Below are 16,727 nucleotides of genomic sequence, written 5' to 3'. Positions count from 1 at the left end.
GTGCGTAGGTTTTTAGTTTTACTCCTTGGTGCCTTTTTTGTACTTACTCTTTTTGCTATATTTGTGCTTTCCTTTGATCTTCCTTCTGTGGAGAAGCTAAAGGATTGGAAACCTCCAGAAGCCACGCTGATTTATGACTATAAAGGTAGAGTTTTTGGAGATGTAGCAGTTCAAAGAAGGTACTATGTGCCCTTAAAAGACATTCCACCTTATGTAAGAGAAGCTTTTATATCTGCAGAAGACAGGAACTTTTACAGGCACTTTGGTATTGATCCCGTCGCAGTCCTTAGAGCTTTGATAGCCAACTTAAGAGAGAGGGAAATAGCGCAGGGGGCATCCACTATAACTCAACAGCTTGCGAGAAATTTATTCCTCACTCCTGAGAAAAGCTTCAAAAGAAAGCTCAAAGAGATGCTTTTGGCTATAAAAATAGAGAGGACTTTCAGTAAGGACAAGATCCTTGAGATGTACCTAAACTACATATACCTTGGACAGGGTGCTTACGGTGTTGAGGCGGCATCAAGGATATACTTTGGAAAACATGTGAAGGACCTCACCCTTGATGAAGCGGCGCTTCTAGCAGGACTTCCTAAAGCTCCCACCAAATACAATCCCTTTAGAAATCCCGAAAAGGTCAAAGAACGCAGGAACTATGTACTTCAGAGAATGTACGAAGATGGCTACATAACCCAAGAAGAGCTACAACGCTACTCTTCTATGCCCATAAAGGTCAAGTTAGAAAACAGATATTACGGTATGGACTACTTCCTTGACTATGTCAAGGATTACCTTGTGGAGAATTATGGGGAAGCCATTTTGGCAGGTGGATATAAGGTGTATACTACCATAGACAGAGACCTTCAGGCGCACGCGCGGGAAGCTCTAAAGAGGGGTGTAATGAGGGTGGCAAAGGCTAACGGCATACCCTTTTTGCCAGATGATCCTTACGAGGTTCAAAAAAGGTACCAAGAACAGAAAGTGGAGCTAAAGCCTGGAAAAGTTTACATAGGCAAGGTCTTAGAAGTAAACAGCCAAGACCTAAAGGTGGAAGTAAAGGACTACCAGTTTAATGTGCAAATAAATCAAATGCCAGTGGAGAAAGGAGATTATGTGCTTGTTAGGTTTGTAAAGAAAGGAAAGAAAGCAGAGGTCAGTGCGGAGGTACTACCAGATTTAGAAGGTGCGCTTGTTTCTTTGGACGCAAAAACGGGTGCCATAAGAGCCATGGTAGGAGGATACTCCTATCTGAGAAGCCCCTATAACAGAGCGGTTTATTCAAAGCGCCAGCCAGGTTCTGCCATAAAGCCCATCATATACCTTGCTGCACTCATGAAGGGTTATACGCAGGTATCCACAATAGACGCTACACCCAAGAGTTTCTATGATCCTTCCACGGGAAAGGAGTGGACACCCAAAAATTACGAAGGTCAGGAATACGGTACTGTTACTCTCCGGACAGCTCTCGCAAAAAGTATAAACACTGCAACCGTGAACCTTCTCTCTGAAATAGGTTTTGACATGCCTATACAGGTAGGCAGAGACTTGGGAATTGAACTAAAACCCTATTATTCCATGGCTTTGGGTAGTATAGAAGTCACACCCCTTGAGCTTACCTCCGCTTACCAAGCTTTTGCCAACTTGGGCAAAAAGTGTCAACCTTACTTTATAGAAAAAATAGTATCTCCTGATGGAAAGGTAATAGAAAGTCATCAGCCCAAATGTGAGCAAGTGCTTCCACCCCAAGAAGTAAGAGTACTTGTGGATATGCTTAGAGCTGTTGTCCTTGAGGGAACAGCGGTATCTGCCAGCTCTTTTGGAAGGATAATAGCAGGAAAGACAGGCACTACCAACGATTATATGGATGCGTGGTTTGTTGGATTCTCACCTTATATAGTTACTGGTGTGTGGGTGGGTTATGACATGAAAAGAAGTATGGGTAGGGGTATGGCAGGAGCAAAAGTAGCCTTACCCATATGGCTTGACTTTATGTCTGTTGCCGCCTTTATGTATCCCAATGAAGACTTTCCAGTCCCCGAAGGTGTAGTTTTAGTTAACTGTCCTACACCCATGTACTTTGTTGATGGTACTCAAGGTGTGTGCAGTGCAAAGCAAGAAGACGAACTTAAAGGGATAGTGGATCCTGACATACTCAAAAAGATGGAACAAGAAGAACCAAAAGTAAAGGAAGTTCCTTAAAATATTAATGTGCTAAGGGATGTAAACCTAGTACTTCTAACAGTTAGGCTTTTGATCGCTTTGATGTTTATCATGTCCGCCTTTAAAAAACCCACAGAGCAAAAAGCCATCATTGTTTTTCTTACCACAGTGTATGTAAGCTTATCCATACTGCCTTTCCTTTATCCCACAAAGACCAGAAACATAAAAAGGTTCGTTGACCTTATCATGCTACCACCTCTTGCTTTTTTTACCCATGATATTATTAGCACTCTTTCTTTACTTGCGCCTGCAGTATTTTATGTAAATAGATTGCCAGCGGTTTCTCTTTTTCTGTTTTGGGCTTGTGTTCTCACACTTTTACTTGTAGGTGGATTATCCAGCACTCTTTATATTCCTCTGCTTTTTGCACTCTTCCTTTCCGCTGTATCTCCTGACCTTGTTGACAGTATAAGAAAAGAGAGGCACTACATTAAAAAACTTAGGACATCCTATAGGGAACTTTCCAAAAATCTCTCAAGGTTTGAAAAAGAAGCTAAAGAAAGAGAGTATCTGTCTTTTTTACTTGATAGAGCTATAGAGGATAAGTCCCCGGAAGAATTTCTCACGCACATAAAGGAAAGGTTTTCCCTCAAGAAAATAGCCATAATTGCTAAAGGGGACATACAGAGTAAGGACGCACTCTTAGATAAGGAAAGTTTAGCTCTGTATGTACCTGTGTTTTTTGAAAAGGGTTCAGCTTATGTGGTCTTTTACTTCAACACACTCTTTGAACTTTACGATAAAGAGCTGACAAACACCCTTGAAAAGTCTGCTAAACTGCTAAATTTATATATAGTTGGCTTTGATGATAATGTTAAAAAGGACACTATCAAACTTGCGGTGTGAGGTGGTCTCATGAATAGCCTTGGAGAACAATACCAAGCAAAGACTCTTGATCTTTCTGGCCTTATGTGTCCCCTACCTGTAGTAATGACCTCAGAGCATATAAAAAGACTGAGCGAAGGAGATGTGCTCACTGTAATTTCTACAGACCCTGGTTTTGAACTGGACATAAGAAACTGGTGTATGCAAACGGGCAACGAGATTTTAAGTATCAAAAAGGAAGATAACAGAGTGATAGTTCAGATAAGAAAGAGCTCTGTTGGAGCTGAACCATCCCTTTGGTATTGGATAAAGTTTCATGCCTTGGGTGTAAAATTACACATAAGGCACATACTCATGCAATTGAATCCTTTCACAAAAAAACCTGACCATTTTATAACCTTTAGTGCCATATCTGAAGGTACAAGAGCGGAGAAATTCCTTAAAGGTAGAGCAAAACTCATACCTATACCCGACGAAATAGACCCTCGGTGTGGTGTGGTAATGGCTATTAGAGGCTACCAAAAGGCAAAGAGTATATATGATGAACTTCTCAAAAGCGGTTTTGGTGTTGAAGCCATATATAAAAAGGAAGGAAAATCTTACAGGAGAGTTTATCCTTAATGGGCTTTCTTGAAAGCATACTGGAGAGGAAAAAGGAAGAGGTAAAGAGGGCAAAAGAGAGGCGCTCGGATTTTCCAAAAAGAAAGGATGTTCTACCCTTTGAGTCTGCCATGCGCGTGGAAGGTACCAAGATCATAGCGGAAATTAAAAAAGCCTCTCCGTCAGAAGGTAAGATAAGGGAAGTTTCCGTGGTTCATCAGGCAAAGATATACGAGAGTGCAGGTGCCATAGCGGTATCTGTCCTCACAGACCAAACCTACTTTAATGGCTCTCTTGAAGACCTATATCAAGTAAGGCAGACAATAAGACTTCCTTTACTCAGAAAGGACTTTATCATAGACCCTGTGCAGATAGAGGAAGCCCAAGCCTTTGGTGCGGACGCTGTGCTTTTGATCGCACGAATACTTGATTTCTCACTTCTTAAGGATCTTATAGATTACGCCTATGAGCTCTCTTTAACCCCTCTTGTGGAAGTCTTTAGTCTTCAGGAAGGAGAAAGAGCCATCAAGGCGGGTGCAAAGGTCATAGGTATAAACAATAGGGACCTGGACACCCTCAAGGTGGATATGAACCTATCCAAAAGGCTTGCACCCCAGATAAGAAGCATGGGAGCAAGTTATATAATTGCGGAAAGTGGTATAAGTCAAAGAGAGCATGTGGTTGAGCTTGAGAGCTTAGGTGTTGATGCCTTTCTGATAGGCACAACTCTTATGAAAAGTCCAGACCCAGCAAAAAAGCTAAGAGAACTTTTGGGTTATAATGATAATAAGGAGGTAATCTATGAAAAACACTCCCCTTGATGTCCAGCTTTTGGAAGAGATGTCCAATCTTGAGTATTTTATAGTCAAAAGCCCTGTGAACACTCAGGATTTTTGGAAAGAGTGGCAGGAAAAGTTTTCAAGAGCTTACATGTCAAGACTTGCTGTCAAAAAACTTCTCAAGACAAAGAAGTTATCTTACGAAGATGTTAGCAAATACAAAGCTCAGATGCACATTTACGAAGATGTGCTTTACTATCTTGAAACCTTAAAGAATATAGCCATGAACTTAAGAGGTATTTTTACATCCGACCAAAGCGTGGAACTTGATGACGAAGATATAGACTTAGACTTTTGACATGGTGCTCAGAAAGAAGAAACTAAGGGATATAAATGTTTCTGGTAAAAGGGTACTTGTCAGGGTTGATTTTAATGTACCTATAGACCAGCAGGGGAATATAGAGGATGATACGAGAATAAGGGCATCTCTCCCTACTATTGAGTATCTGCTGGATGCAAAAGCTAAGGTCATACTTATGTCGCATCTGGGAAGACCTAAGGGGAAAGACCAGAAGTACAGCTTACTTCCTGTTGCCAAAAGGCTCTCAAGATACTTAAACAAGGATGTGATAATGGCTGAGGACTGCGTGGGTCCTGGTGTGAAGGCATTAGTGGATAAGATGAAGGAAGGAGATGTTGTGCTCCTTGAAAATCTAAGGTTTCATAAAGAGGAAGAGGAAAACGACGAGGGCTTTGCGAGAGAACTTGCAAGTTTAGGAGAGGTTTATGTAAGTGATGCCTTTGGTACATGCCACAGAAAGCATGCTTCTGTTTATACAGTACCTAAAATTCTCAAGCCTGCAGTTATGGGTTTTCTCCTTGAGAAGGAAATATCCTACTTTGAAAAAGCCATGGTAAATCCCCAAAGGCCTGTGGTTGCCTTGCTGGGAGGTGTGAAGGTATCTTCTAAGATAGGTATAATAAAGAACCTGCTCAAAAGGGTGGACAAGATATTTGTAGGTGGTGCCATGGCTTTTACCTTCATAAAGGCTATGGGATACGAGGTGGGAAGTTCTATAGTGGAAGAAAGCTATTTACAGACCGCAAGAGACATAATGGAGATTGCCAAAAAGCTGGGAGTAAAATTTTATCTTCCTGTGGACTTTGTGCTGGGTAAGGAGCTCTCCGAGAGAACTCCCACAAAGCTTGTGCCTTGGCAGGAAATACCCCAAGGATGGATGGGGCTTGATATAGGTCCAGTATCCGTATCTCTGCTTAGAGAAATAATTTCTGACGCTCAGACCATAATATGGAACGGTCCTATGGGTGCTTTTGAGCTTGACAGATTTGAAGATGGCACTTATGAGACTGCCAAGATGCTGGCTAATTCTTCCGCTCTTACCATTGCAGGTGGTGGAGATACAGATCACGCCATACACAGAGCTGGGGTGTATAACTCCATAGATTTTGTCTCAACAGGTGGTGGTGCCTTTTTGGAACTTCTTGAAGGTAATACTCTTCCGTGCATAGAGGTACTTGACAATTTGGAGGACTAATGTGGCTCTCGTAAAGCCATACGGGGGTATACATCCACGCATACACCCCACCGTCTATCTTTCGGAGAACGCAGTTGTGATAGGGGATGTGGAAATAGGCGAGGACTCCTCTGTATGGTACGGTACTGTCATAAGAGGTGATGTCCATTACATAAGAATAGGCAAAAGGACTAACATTCAGGACAACTGCGTAGTGCATGTGACTCGTGAAAGATATCCTACCATTATAGGTGATGATGTCACCGTAGGACATAGGGTAGTTTTGCACGGATGCGTACTCAAAAACCGTATTCTCGTAGGGATGGGAGCTATAGTTATGGATGGCGTAGAAGTAGAGGATTATGTGATCATAGGAGCTGGTGCTCTTCTGACGCCGGGTAAAAAGATACCATCAGGTGTGCTAGTAGCAGGGCTTCCTGCCAAGATAGTCAGAGACCTAAAGCCAGAGGAGATAAAGCTCATAGAGGAGTCATCAAGAAACTATGTAGCTTATAAAAACTCATACTTAGAAACTCATACTCAGAAGCAATGAACCTATAAGCATAAAGAAAGCGCCCGGGAGCAAATGACTAACAGCCTCACCCAAAAAAATCCTGGAATAAACCATGCTAAGAAGTAGGGAAACTCTCTCCATGGCTGCCACATAAGATACAGGGGCGTAAAGAAGGGCTGAGTTATAAAGTAAAGTGCCCAAAGCAAAAAATACACCTAAGACAATAAATCTTTTGTCCTTGTAATTCTCTCCTCTGATTATATGGTGCCTATCTACCAAAAGTAGAGTACCAAAAGACATACAAAAGGTGTAGTACCAGCTGAAAAAGAAGGGGTTGCTGTTTATAACCACCATCTTACCAAAAACCGTATTAAAACCAAAAAGCGATGTAGAGATGATCATGTAAAGACTGCCTACATTTTTCCTAAAAAACTCTGTAGGGGAAAAACCCGTCAAAAACAGAGTTCCCACCATCATAAGAAGCATACCGATAAGTCCCAAAAAGTTTGGAGTTTCTCTCAAGAGTAGGAAGCCAAAGAGGGCAGAAAAGAAGGGCATGAAAGAATAAAAGGACATAGCTACAGAAAGAGGAGCGTACTTTAGTGCCTTTATAAAAAACACGCCTGCCACAACCTCCACAGGAAGCCAAAGAAAAGTGCTGAGTAAAACAAAGGCATCTAAATCCCAAAAAAGCACACCAAGGGGCAGTAAAAGTAAGGAAGCCACGGGAAACCTTACCCATAGCAGTAGGTATTCGTCAAAACCCTTATGTATGAGCTTTTTAGTGATGAGGTCGTTAGTAGCCCAAAAGAAAGAAGACAAGAAAGCAAGCAAAAGACCCAGCATTAAGATAAAATAGTTTAACATGTATCAAGAAAGGCTCTTCACACCCGGACCCGTTGAGATCCCAGACAGGGTAAGAGAAGTCCTAGGCAGGCAGATAATTCATCACAGGACAGATGAGTTCAGACAGGTATTTTTGGAGGTAAGGGAGCTTATAAAAAGGCTACTGGAAGACCCTTCTGACAATTTTGTGCTTTTTTCCTCTTCTGGCACAGGCGCTATGGAATCCGCAATTTTGAATTTCTTTGAAGAGGGGCAGAAGGTTTTAGTAGTCAACGGTGGGAAGTTTGGCGAAAGGTGGCTTCTGCTTGCCAAACATTGGAAGTTAAATGTTATAGAGTACAGTGTAGAATGGGGAAAATCTGCAGACCCAGAACGGATTAGGGACTTTCTTAAGGAACATCCTGACTGTATGGGAGTCTTGCTTCAGATATCTGAAACCTCTACAGGTAGCTACCATCCCGTGGAGGAAATAGCACAGGTATGTAAAGAGAGCGATGCCCTTTTGGTTGCGGACGCTATAACTGCGCTGGGTGTGTATCATATAAGACCTTCTGTAGGTATTGATGTGCTGGTGGGTGGTTCTCAAAAGGCTTTCATGCTACCTCCAGGACTTTCCCTTTTGTGGTTTTCTCAGAAAGCTCAGGATAGGTTAAAAGATAGAGCCTTTTATTTTAGTGTAAGGAAAGAGCTAAACAAACAGAAAGAAGGTCAAACTGCATGGACACCAGCCATAAGTCTCATACTGGGGTTAAAGGAATCTCTTTCCATGCTTTTGGAAGAGGGTATGGACAAAGTGGAGAAGCGCTACAGGGCTATATCAGAAGGCACAAGAAGAGCTATAAGGAAGTTGGGTCTTGATATCTTCCCAGAAATACCTTCCATATCCCTAACAGCAGTAAAAAGCCAAGATGCGGAAAAGATACGCAAAGAGCTTCTAAAGCATCGCATAAGGGTAGCAGGCGGTCAGGATCATCTCAAAGGGAAGATATTCAGGATATCTCACATGGGTGTGAGCGATAAGGATGGGCTTATGCTTATAGGTGTTTTGGAAGTGGTGCTAAAAAAACTGGGCTACAGCGTGCAGTTGGGTAGTGCTGTAGCTGAGTACTCGCAGGCTTTAATGGAATCTGGACTATGGTAAAGTTGATCCTTGTGCGCCATGCAGAAAGTGAGTGGAATCCTGTAGGAAGGTATCAGGGACTTCTTGACCCAGACCTATCTGAGAGAGGAAAACGGCAAGCTAAACTCCTTGCCCAAGAACTTTCAAAAGAACGCGTAGACACCATCTACTCTTCACCTCTGAAAAGAACATACGCAACCGCTTTGGAGATAGCCAAAGTAAAGGGTCTTGATGTTATAAAAGAGGATAGAATAATAGAGATAGACCACGGTGTTTGGTCTGGCATGCTCGTGGAAGAAGTTATGGGAAAGTACCCGGAGGATTTCACAAGGTGGATTGAAGAGCCTCATAAGGTGGAGTTTCCCGGAGGGGAAAGTCTCAGATCGGTTTTCAGTAGGGTAAAGGAATTTCTTGATGATGTAAAAGAAAAGCACAGAGACAAGACGGTGGTTGTGGTATCTCATACAGTTCCTATACGCGCTATGTACTGTGCCCTTTTAGGTATAGATCTGTCTAAGTTTTGGAGCTTTGGCTGTGATAACGCAAGCTACTCGGTGGTGCACATGGAAGAGCACAGGAATGTTATACTAAAGCTTAACATCACATGCCATTTGGGGGACCTTTATGTGGAAGCTCATAAGGCTATTTAGCCTTCTTTTGTGCGGACTTTTCCTTGTGTCAGCAGATATAAAAAAAGAGTTTGATGTGAGCGTTCAGCTAATAGGCAAGTCTACAGAAGAAAAACCCAAACTCTTACCTCCGGAAACTTTACAAATTCAAGAAGATAAATCTATAAACCTGAGCTATAGGCTTTTAGAACCCCCAGATAAGTTGGAACAAACCCAGATAAAACCGCTAAAAGAAGAAGGTGGCATAAGCTGTGGAGAGCCCAAAGATCGCACATCTTACAGATTGGGTGTGGACTACTACTTAGAGGGTAAATACGGACCTGCAAAAGAAGAACTCTCTAAGGTGGTGGCTATGCCATCGCCCTTTAAACCTATGGCAGAGTATGTCCTTGGTGTTATTTACGCTAAAGAAGGAAAAGAAGATAAAGCCTTAGAACTCTTTAGTGATTCTTGTAAGTACTCGCACATGTACCAAAAGGCAAGCTGTGAGTCATACTACGCCCTTAGCTTTAAACTCACTGGCAGGGTACCTCAGAACAAAGACCCCATGTGGGAAGCGGTAGCTAACATAAAGTCTGGCATTATATCAAAGCCCTCTTGCACGGATGCGGTTTTTAAAGAGTACTGCCAGTATGTGCTTGAGTTCTACGAAGGGAAAGAAGGAAACAAATACACGGACAGCCTAAGGCTAAGAAAAGCCATAGTGCTCTATCAGAAAGGTAAAACTCTACAAGCAGAAGAAATATTTAAAGAGTACTCAACACCGGCAAAACCTTACAGAGACATAGCCCTTTATTATCTTGGCGTTATTTCTGCAGAAAGGGGAGATAACAAAGGCGCTTTATCTTATGCAAGCATACTGGAAACTATAAATCCACCCCTTTCGGAAAACCTCTACGGCATAGTGTCTTCAAAGAATGTGCTACTCTCCAGATTGACTTATTCCATTACAGGTGATAAACGCTTTCTTGACAGGGCAGGCATTATAGCCTACAACTCAGGAGATTACAGGCTTGCAGTTTATAACTTTTTAGAATCAGGGAATGTACTTTACGCAGTATACTCCTACATAAAACTTGGAGAATACGCAAAAGCTTACGAACTCCTAAGACAAAAAAATAGAAAAAGCAAGGAAGAGTACCAGTGGTACTTGGAAAGTGCATATTGGTCTGATAAAAGCTTGGAACCCATTTTAGATGAGATAAGGGACAGATATCCAGACCTTTACAGGGAATACACGGGCTGGTTTTACTTCAAAAAAGGCGATTGGGACAAGGCGGTAATCTACCTTGATGACCCTTACTATAAGGCTTTGGCTTACTTTAACATGAAAGACTACAATCAAGTACTGCAATTACTCCAAAACAGAAATTCACTAAAAGAGAGGCTACTTAAAGCAAAGTCTGCGCTATTCTTGGGAGATACCAAGTTGGCAAGGAGCTTTTTAACAGAAAAAGGCGACGAAGAACTTTACCTCATAGGACTATCGTACTTCTTAGAAGGTAATTACCAAGCATCTATTCACTACTTTAATTCCATATCCCAAAACAGTCCGCTCAAACCAAAGGCTCTTTTAAAACTCGGAGATGCCCTTTATAACGAAGGAAAGCTTGATCTTGCAAAGGAGTACTACTACCAAGTTCTGAGCAATTATCCCAATTCTGAGTATGCCAAGTACGCCACACTTGCTCTTATAGGTATGGGTGGTAAGGAGATTGGGGACAAACAGATGGAAACATTGCTGGAAAACTACCTTAAAAATTACCCTAATTCTCCCATGTCTGATGAGCTCAGATACCAGCTTGCCAAAACATACATAAAGAGCGGTCAGGAAGAAAAGGCAAAGGCTATACTTATTGAGCTTATGAACAGTCCACTCAAATATAAGGCTATACTTGAGCTGGCACATTTGGAAAGAGACCCAGGGAAAAAAGCCGTGCTTCTTTACAAAGTCTACAAGGAAGGTAATGCTCAAGAGAGAAAACAAGCCCGCGATGAGCTTATAGAGTTTTATACGCAAGTAGGAGACAAAAAGAGCATTGCGGACCTCCTTGCAGAAGGTGAAGATGAGGATAAAGTCAAGGCAATAGGTATATACATGTCCTTAGGGGATGATCAAGATGCTCAAAGGTTGGCAAAGGCTCTTATGCAAAAGAGATACAGAACTCAGGAGTTTGAAACCTATCTTTTAGAGCTTTATAAGACATCCCAAGACAGAAGTTATCTGGATTATCTTAAGCTTAGCAAAGACCCACAAATAAGACCTCAGGCTCTTTATCTGTCCGCTCTTGATTACCTGAAAGAAAACGAAAAAAGGAAAGCCTTAGAAGACTTAGTGGACATAACGGTAAATCATAAAGATTCGCCTCTTTATAACAAAGCGGTAATAGAGGGTGCTAAAGTGCTCATAGAACTAAATGCAAAGCGTGATGCGTCCTGTTTTCTTGAAAAAGCTAATTTGGAAACCGCTTCAAAAGAGGAACTAAGTGTGATAAACTCTCTCAGAAGGGAACTACCTAAATGTGAGGTGAGGTAAGATGGACACTCTCTTTAGCTTGCTTGAAAAAGGAGGATTTGCAGTTTATGTGCTTGTTTTTCTTTCCCTCGTCTCTTGGGCACTCATTGTAGAACGGCTTTTTAACCTTAGGTTTGGGAGTATGCTGTCCAAATCCGTCAAAGATGTAAGATCCCTGCTTGCAAGTGGAGATGTAGAAGGTGCTCTAAAGCTACTCTCTTTGGATAACTCACCCGCAAGCCAAATACTCTATCGTTTGCTGGAAGAGTACAAAGAAGGTAAGGCGGACAAAAGAATACTCATGTCGGATCTTAGCTTTGAGGTTTCTCTACTTGCTCCCAAGGTGGAAAAGAACCTCGCCTTGCTCTCTACCATAGCGAGCGTTTCTCCTCTTATAGGTCTGTTTGGTACTATAACAGGTCTTATAAAGGTATTTTCCGCTTTTGCAGTTGCACAGACAGAGCAAGGTGTAGCTCTTTTAGCTACGGGTATCAGTGAAGCGCTCATATCTGCAGCCACAGGTCTTGCGGTTGCGATACCTGCGTTGCTCGCTTACTGGATCTTTAGGATAATGGGCAACAGCATTCTTGACAGGATAGAACAAGAGCTTACAGAAACCCTGAGGGTCCTCAAATGAGAAGGAAAAGGCTAAGCTACGACGAGAGGGCTTACATAGATGTGGTGCCTTTGGTGGATACGCTTCTTGCAGTGTTTCTGTTTTTGGCAATACTTGCCTTTCAATCCCCTATGACCTTCCTTGCGGTTAAGCTTCCTTTTGCTCAAGAAGGTGAAAAAAAGGTGCTCACCGTTATGAGGGTTCAAGTTTTAAAGGATGGTTCTTATGTATACGAAGGAAAAACCTTAAGCCTTGATGACTTGGATAAACAGATACAAAGTAAAAAACCAAGCTCCTTAGTGATAGAGGCTGACGAGGATACACTTCACAAGTATGTGGTTGCACTCATGGACATAGCCAAAAGGGAAAAAGTTCAGGATGTGATCATAGCTACAAGAACAAGAAGGTGATGTTCTTTCTTAAAAAAATTCTTTCCTCCCTTTTTCTACCACCAGGCTTTTTTATATTGGCTTTCCTACTAATAAGCTTCTTTGAAAGAAAGAAAAAGTTTACTTACTATTTTTCTATGACCTGTGCTCTATGCCTTTATTTGCTTTCTATAGAGCCTGTAAAAGATGCTCTCTTCACACCATTAGAGAACGAGTTTCCCGTGCCTGAAAGGATAGAAGGAGATGCCTTGGTAGTTTTAGGAGGAGGCTCTTACAGTACAGGAATACTCAAAGAAGACTCCATGAAAAGACTTCTGACCGCCCTTACTCTTCATAAAAAGACGGGTCTGCCTATCATACTTTCAGGTGGAGCTGAGAACCTTCCCGATGCGGAAATCATGAAGTCTATTCTCTTGGACCTTGGGGTAGACAAAAGGGACATGATAACGGAAGTCAGAAGTAGGGATACCAAAGAGAACGCCATGTATGTTAAAAAAGTGTGCCAAGAGAGAAATTACAAAAGAATAGTTCTGATCACCTCTGCCTATCACATGCCAAGAGCGGTTTCACTTTTTGAAAGAGAAGGACTTCACATTACACCCTATCCCACAGACTTTAAGAGAGATATGAAATATAATCTTTATAGTCTGCTTCCCAAAATGAGCGTACTTAACGATTCTGTGAAAGCTCTCCGTGAATACTTTGCCCTTATGTCCCTTAAGCTTCCAATACAGCTCCCTTAGAGGCTGAGCTTACAAACTTCACATACCTTCTGAGCCAAGGACTTCTTATCTCCTTCTGTTTGGGTACAAAGCTTTCCATTCTCTTTTTGAAATCTTCCTCGCTTATCAGCAGTTCTATTCTCCTATTGGGTATGTCTATGAGAATCTCGTCCCCGTCCTGCACTATGCCTATAGGACCACCACTTGCTGCCTCAGGGGATATGTGTCCCACACACGCACCGCGCGTTCCACCGGAAAATCTCCCATCCGTTATGAGAGCCACCTTATCACCCAATCCCATACCCATTATGGCAGATGTGGGAGACAGCATTTCCCTCATACCAGGTCCACCCTTTGGACCCTCATAGCGTATAACCACCACATGACCGGGTTTTACTTTACCTCCCAGTATACCTTCTATGGCCTCTTCTTCTGAGTCAAAGCATATGGCTTTTCCTCTAAAGGTAAGCATTTTAGGGTCCACACCCGCAGTTTTTACCACAGAACCCTCTGGAGCTAAATTACCAAAGAGTATAGCTATACCACCTTCTTCAGAATAAGGATTCTCCACAGTTCTTATCACGCTTCCATCTGCGTCTGGTGCTGACATAGCTATTTCCCTAAGAGTTTTAAGGCTGACGGTAATTTGATCAGGATGAGGAAGATAACCACCCCTTATGAGCTCCTTGAGAAGTGTGGGGATGCCTCCCACATAATCAAGATCCTGTATGTGATACTCAGAAGCAGGTGATATCTTACAAAGGGTTGGCGTCTTCTTTGATATTTCGTTTATCCTTGAGAGGGGATAGTCTATACCAGCCTCTTTGGCTATAGCTAAAAGGTGCAGTATAGTGTTAGAAGAGCCTCCCATAGCTATATCTACCGCAAAGGCATTATCAAAGGTTTCAAGGGTAAGGATATCTCTTGGTCTTATGTTTCTTTTGAGAAGCTCCATTATCTGTCTTGCCACCTGCCTTGCCAAAAGCTCCCTCCTTGGGTCTACCGCAGGGATTGTGCCGTTCCCCGGAAGTCCAAGACCTAACACTTCCGTTATACAATTCATAGAGTTAGCAGTAAACATACCAGAACAGCTCCCACATGTAGGGCAGGCATGCTCTTCTATAACTTTCAGCTGTTTCTCGTCCATTTTTCCTGTTTTGAGCTGTCCTATACCCTCAAAAACGCTTATGAGGTCTACCTTTTTACCGTTTACTTCTCCAGCCAGCATGGGTCCACCGCTTATGAATATGGTAGGAATGTTAAGCCTTGCAGCTGCCATAAGCATACCCGGAACTATCTTATCGCAGTTAGGAACACATATAAGAGCATCAAGTTGGTGAGCTTCTACGACGGTTTCTATGCTATCCGCTATGAGCTCACGGGAAGGCAAAGAGTAATGCATACCGTAGTGTCCCATGGCTATACCGTCATCTACCCCTATAACATTAAACTCTATAGGAACACCACCCGCTTTTCTTACCTCTTCTTTTATAGGCTGTACGAACTCTCTCAGATGCACATGTCCCGGGATGATGTCTATGTAAGAGTTGGCTATTCCTATAAGAGGTTTATCAAAATCATCATCAGAAAGTCCACAAGCTCTAAGTAAAGCCCTGTGAGGCGCTCTTTCTATCCCTTTTTTAACCTTATCACTTCTAAACATGATACTTAACCTCCGTAAGTCATTATTTCTCTTATAAGCGTTGCTGGCTCTACTTCCTTTGGGCACACATGATTACACTTGTTGCAAGAAAGACAGTGATAGAGATTACCTTCTTGTATAGCCTGTACGAGTCTCACTTGAGAATTTTCTTCCCTTGGATCTTCTAAGAACCTATAGAGTTTTGCAAAGATAAGGGGACCTGCGTACTCCTCTTCCATCACCTGCGGGCAGTAGGATTGACATGCAAAACACAGTATGCAATCCGCAGAGCTTTCTAACTTTTTGCTCACTTCTGGGGGTATCCTTGGGTCTCCTGCATACTCCTTTATCCAAGCCCTGATCTCTTTTATCTTTCTTATTACCTTCTCGTTATCCACCGCCAAGTCCCTTATTACCCTAAAGCCCTTGAGGGGTTCTATGATCACCTCCGTGTTGGAGATGACATAGGGTAGGACCTGTTCCTTACAGGCAAGCTTTGGAAAGCCGTTTATATACACGGTACAAGTGCCACATATACCTGCCCTACAGAACTGCCTAAAGGTAAGCGTCTCGTCATACTGCTCTTTTATCTTCTGAAAGGCAGAGAGAAAAGTCATGCCCTCTTCGTAGGGGACCTCAAAGCTTTGGTAATAGCATGTTCCCTTTTGGGGGTCTTCTCTTCTTATCCTCAGGCGCAAAACCATGCTATAAAAATATACACCTTTTTAGATGAAATGACCTAAGCGTTGCCTTCTATTATTGCTATCTCTTCTGGAGTGAGTCCGTAAAGCTCATAAACAAGCTTATCTATCTGTTTTTCAAGTTCTTGGACTTGGGCTTGTTTGGTTGGGTTGGTTTCGTAGTCCTCAGATTGGGTAAGGTTTAGTATTTGATCTACAAGGTTTTCTATCTGCTGGACTATGTGCTGGTTTTGGGGGGTAATTTTCTTTATTGGCAATCTTCCCATATAATACTCGTCAAAATGCATAGTTCTTACCGCTCTGTTATAAATAAACCAATAATAGAACCATTCCGCAAGTCGTGAATTTAAAATTCCAAGTATGTATTCATATGAATAGTCCTTTGACAATATATATGTATTCATAACAGTATCCAGCGTAAGCAAACCATCTTTATCGTAGGTAGCCATAACTATAATTCTGTCATAAGGATTTTTTACATGAGCTATGATGTTTTGTGAAACGATTTTAGGCTTCATCAGTTTTTGGACTTTTTGGTTATTTAACCCTTCACTTGATAAGGCTACTTTATCTAACGGTTTGATGGTTCTATACTTTTTTATGTTATCACCTCTTAAAACTTCATAGCCTTCTTGTGCCAATCTGCTTTGATATTGCAAACCTCTAAAGGTTTTAGTTATAATGCCTAATGGTTCGCTACCACTAATGAGTTTTTGGTAGATGGTAAGCTTTTGATTGTCTATATATATTGGTAAAATTCCTAACTTTCTTGCCAAATCAGAACTTATCTGTGAATTTATCTGTATTTTGTCTCTCCAGTAATCACCTGTTTTGAAGATATAATTCAAGCTATGATTTTTCAATTTTCTACATATAACTATCACTTGCTCCAACTTTACCCTTTGGAAAGCTTCAGTTATATCTACGAGTGTAAGGAGTTGGTTTTCCTCTAAGATAAGCTTTCGGGTATTTTCCCAGCTTTGAGACTGTTTAAAAAATAGCAAAAAAGCTCCCCACAATGGGGAGATAATATTAGAATGAGAAACAAAAAACACAAACAGATCGTAAAGTTCATAG

The 16,727-nt window shown here is 41.9% G+C and carries 17 protein-coding genes; 13 read left to right on the top strand and 4 right to left on the bottom strand.

The features are described 5' to 3' along the window. Genes CP948_RS03915 through CP948_RS03885 form a run of 7 tightly spaced genes read left to right on the top strand, consistent with a single transcriptional unit; the run spans window position 1 to window position 6,509 of the window. Window positions 1-2,196: a penicillin-binding protein 1A gene (locus tag CP948_RS03915; RefSeq protein WP_096601338.1), complete on the top strand. Its 2,196-nt coding sequence runs from the start codon at window positions 1-3 to the stop codon at window positions 2,194-2,196. A 9-nt stretch (window positions 2,197-2,205) separates the two neighbouring features. Then, entirely contained in the window at window positions 2,206-3,063 is an 858-nt protein-coding gene (locus tag CP948_RS03910) for a hypothetical protein (protein ID WP_096601335.1), read from the top strand. Window positions 3,064-3,072: 9 nt separating this feature from the next. Continuing rightward, window positions 3,073-3,663 (top strand): sulfurtransferase TusA family protein, encoded by a 591-nt coding sequence (locus CP948_RS03905; protein ID WP_096601332.1) that lies wholly within the window; start codon window positions 3,073-3,075, stop codon window positions 3,661-3,663. Next, window positions 3,663-4,463 (top strand): indole-3-glycerol phosphate synthase TrpC, encoded by an 801-nt coding sequence (gene trpC / locus CP948_RS03900; RefSeq protein WP_096601329.1) that lies wholly within the window; start codon window positions 3,663-3,665, stop codon window positions 4,461-4,463. Before CP948_RS03905 ends, trpC begins: the two co-directional genes overlap by 1 nt. After that, window positions 4,444-4,779: a hypothetical protein gene (locus CP948_RS03895; protein ID WP_096601326.1), complete on the top strand. Its 336-nt coding sequence runs from the start codon at window positions 4,444-4,446 to the stop codon at window positions 4,777-4,779. Before trpC ends, CP948_RS03895 begins: the two co-directional genes overlap by 20 nt. Window position 4,780: 1 nt before the next feature. Continuing rightward, entirely contained in the window at window positions 4,781-5,977 is a 1,197-nt protein-coding gene (locus tag CP948_RS03890) for a phosphoglycerate kinase (protein ID WP_425479802.1), read from the top strand. A gap of 1 nt (window position 5,978) precedes the next feature. Then, entirely contained in the window at window positions 5,979-6,509 is a 531-nt protein-coding gene (locus CP948_RS03885) for a gamma carbonic anhydrase family protein (RefSeq protein WP_096601323.1), read from the top strand. On the opposite strand, the gene CP948_RS03880 is transcribed toward CP948_RS03885, so the two are convergent. Continuing rightward, window positions 6,483-7,337, bottom strand: a complete 855-nt coding sequence (locus tag CP948_RS03880; protein ID WP_096601320.1) for a DMT family transporter — start codon at window positions 7,335-7,337, stop codon at window positions 6,483-6,485. The two genes, CP948_RS03885 and CP948_RS03880, sit on opposite strands and share 27 nt — an antisense overlap. On the opposite strand from CP948_RS03880, the gene CP948_RS03875 reads away from it, so the two are divergent. The 6 genes from CP948_RS03875 to CP948_RS03850 are packed head-to-tail and all read left to right on the top strand — an operon-like array spanning window position 7,336 to window position 13,328. Further along, the gene (locus CP948_RS03875; protein WP_096601317.1) at window positions 7,336-8,457 is read left to right on the top strand and encodes a pyridoxal-phosphate-dependent aminotransferase family protein; all 1,122 of its coding nucleotides are present in this window, start codon (window positions 7,336-7,338) and stop codon (window positions 8,455-8,457) included. The genes CP948_RS03880 and CP948_RS03875 overlap by 2 nt on opposite strands. Then, entirely contained in the window at window positions 8,451-9,086 is a 636-nt protein-coding gene (gene pspA, locus CP948_RS03870; RefSeq protein WP_096601314.1) for a phosphoserine phosphatase PspA, read from the top strand. The genes CP948_RS03875 and pspA overlap by 7 nt, the downstream gene beginning before the upstream one ends. Further along, a complete protein-coding gene (locus CP948_RS03865; protein WP_096601311.1) occupies window positions 9,061-11,601 on the top strand; it encodes a tetratricopeptide repeat protein in 2,541 nt (846 codons plus the stop codon). Before pspA ends, CP948_RS03865 begins: the two co-directional genes overlap by 26 nt. A gap of 1 nt (window position 11,602) precedes the next feature. Beyond that, entirely contained in the window at window positions 11,603-12,217 is a 615-nt protein-coding gene (locus CP948_RS03860) for a MotA/TolQ/ExbB proton channel family protein (protein WP_096601308.1), read from the top strand. Next, on the top strand, window positions 12,214-12,606 hold the full coding sequence (locus tag CP948_RS03855; protein ID WP_096601306.1) for an ExbD/TolR family protein: 393 nt from the start codon (window positions 12,214-12,216) through the stop codon (window positions 12,604-12,606). The genes CP948_RS03860 and CP948_RS03855 overlap by 4 nt, the downstream gene beginning before the upstream one ends. Continuing rightward, window positions 12,606-13,328, top strand: coding sequence for a YdcF family protein (locus CP948_RS03850; RefSeq protein WP_096601304.1), 723 nt, complete (start codon window positions 12,606-12,608; stop codon window positions 13,326-13,328). The genes CP948_RS03855 and CP948_RS03850 overlap by 1 nt, the downstream gene beginning before the upstream one ends. Here the strand turns inward: CP948_RS03850 and ilvD are convergent. The 3 genes from ilvD to CP948_RS03835 all read right to left on the bottom strand — a co-directional run. Further along, entirely contained in the window at window positions 13,303-14,970 is a 1,668-nt protein-coding gene (gene ilvD / locus CP948_RS03845; protein ID WP_180764085.1) for a dihydroxy-acid dehydratase, read from the bottom strand. The two genes, CP948_RS03850 and ilvD, sit on opposite strands and share 26 nt — an antisense overlap. A gap of 5 nt (window positions 14,971-14,975) precedes the next feature. Next, entirely contained in the window at window positions 14,976-15,653 is a 678-nt protein-coding gene (locus CP948_RS03840; protein ID WP_096601302.1) for a succinate dehydrogenase/fumarate reductase iron-sulfur subunit, read from the bottom strand. Between the two features lie 35 nt (window positions 15,654-15,688). Then, on the bottom strand, window positions 15,689-16,727 hold a 1,039-nt coding region (locus tag CP948_RS03835), incomplete at its 5' end, for a TaqI-like C-terminal specificity domain-containing protein (RefSeq protein ID WP_274536692.1).

Source organism: Hydrogenobacter hydrogenophilus (genome assembly GCF_900215655.1).
GTDB lineage: Bacteria > Aquificota > Aquificia > Aquificales > Aquificaceae > Hydrogenobacter > Hydrogenobacter hydrogenophilus.
Note: the sequence above shows the minus strand (reverse complement) of the source record. Positions and strands in the feature narration are given on the sequence as shown.

Bases quoted from the DNA above. Each gene is read 5' to 3' on its own strand.
- CP948_RS03880 (WP_096601320.1), bottom strand. From the start codon at position 7,337: ATGTTAAACTATTTTATCTTAATGCTGGGTCTTTTGCTTGCTTTCTTG.
- CP948_RS03840 (WP_096601302.1), bottom strand. From the start codon at position 15,653: ATGGTTTTGCGCCTGAGGATAAGAAGAGAAGACCCCCAAAAGGGAACA.
- CP948_RS03895 (WP_096601326.1), top strand. From the start codon at position 4,444: ATGAAAAACACTCCCCTTGATGTCCAGCTTTTGGAAGAGATGTCCAAT.
- CP948_RS03905 (WP_096601332.1), top strand. From the start codon at position 3,073: ATGAATAGCCTTGGAGAACAATACCAAGCAAAGACTCTTGATCTTTCT.
- CP948_RS03860 (WP_096601308.1), top strand. From the start codon at position 11,603: ATGGACACTCTCTTTAGCTTGCTTGAAAAAGGAGGATTTGCAGTTTAT.
- CP948_RS03850 (WP_096601304.1), top strand. From the start codon at position 12,606: ATGTTCTTTCTTAAAAAAATTCTTTCCTCCCTTTTTCTACCACCAGGC.
- ilvD (WP_180764085.1), bottom strand. From the start codon at position 14,970: ATGTTTAGAAGTGATAAGGTTAAAAAAGGGATAGAAAGAGCGCCTCAC.
- pspA (WP_096601314.1), top strand. From the start codon at position 8,451: ATGGTAAAGTTGATCCTTGTGCGCCATGCAGAAAGTGAGTGGAATCCT.
- CP948_RS03875 (WP_096601317.1), top strand. From the start codon at position 7,336: ATGTATCAAGAAAGGCTCTTCACACCCGGACCCGTTGAGATCCCAGAC.
- CP948_RS03865 (WP_096601311.1), top strand. From the start codon at position 9,061: ATGTGGAAGCTCATAAGGCTATTTAGCCTTCTTTTGTGCGGACTTTTC.
- CP948_RS03890 (WP_425479802.1), top strand. From the start codon at position 4,781: ATGGTGCTCAGAAAGAAGAAACTAAGGGATATAAATGTTTCTGGTAAA.
- CP948_RS03855 (WP_096601306.1), top strand. From the start codon at position 12,214: ATGAGAAGGAAAAGGCTAAGCTACGACGAGAGGGCTTACATAGATGTG.
- trpC (WP_096601329.1), top strand. From the start codon at position 3,663: ATGGGCTTTCTTGAAAGCATACTGGAGAGGAAAAAGGAAGAGGTAAAG.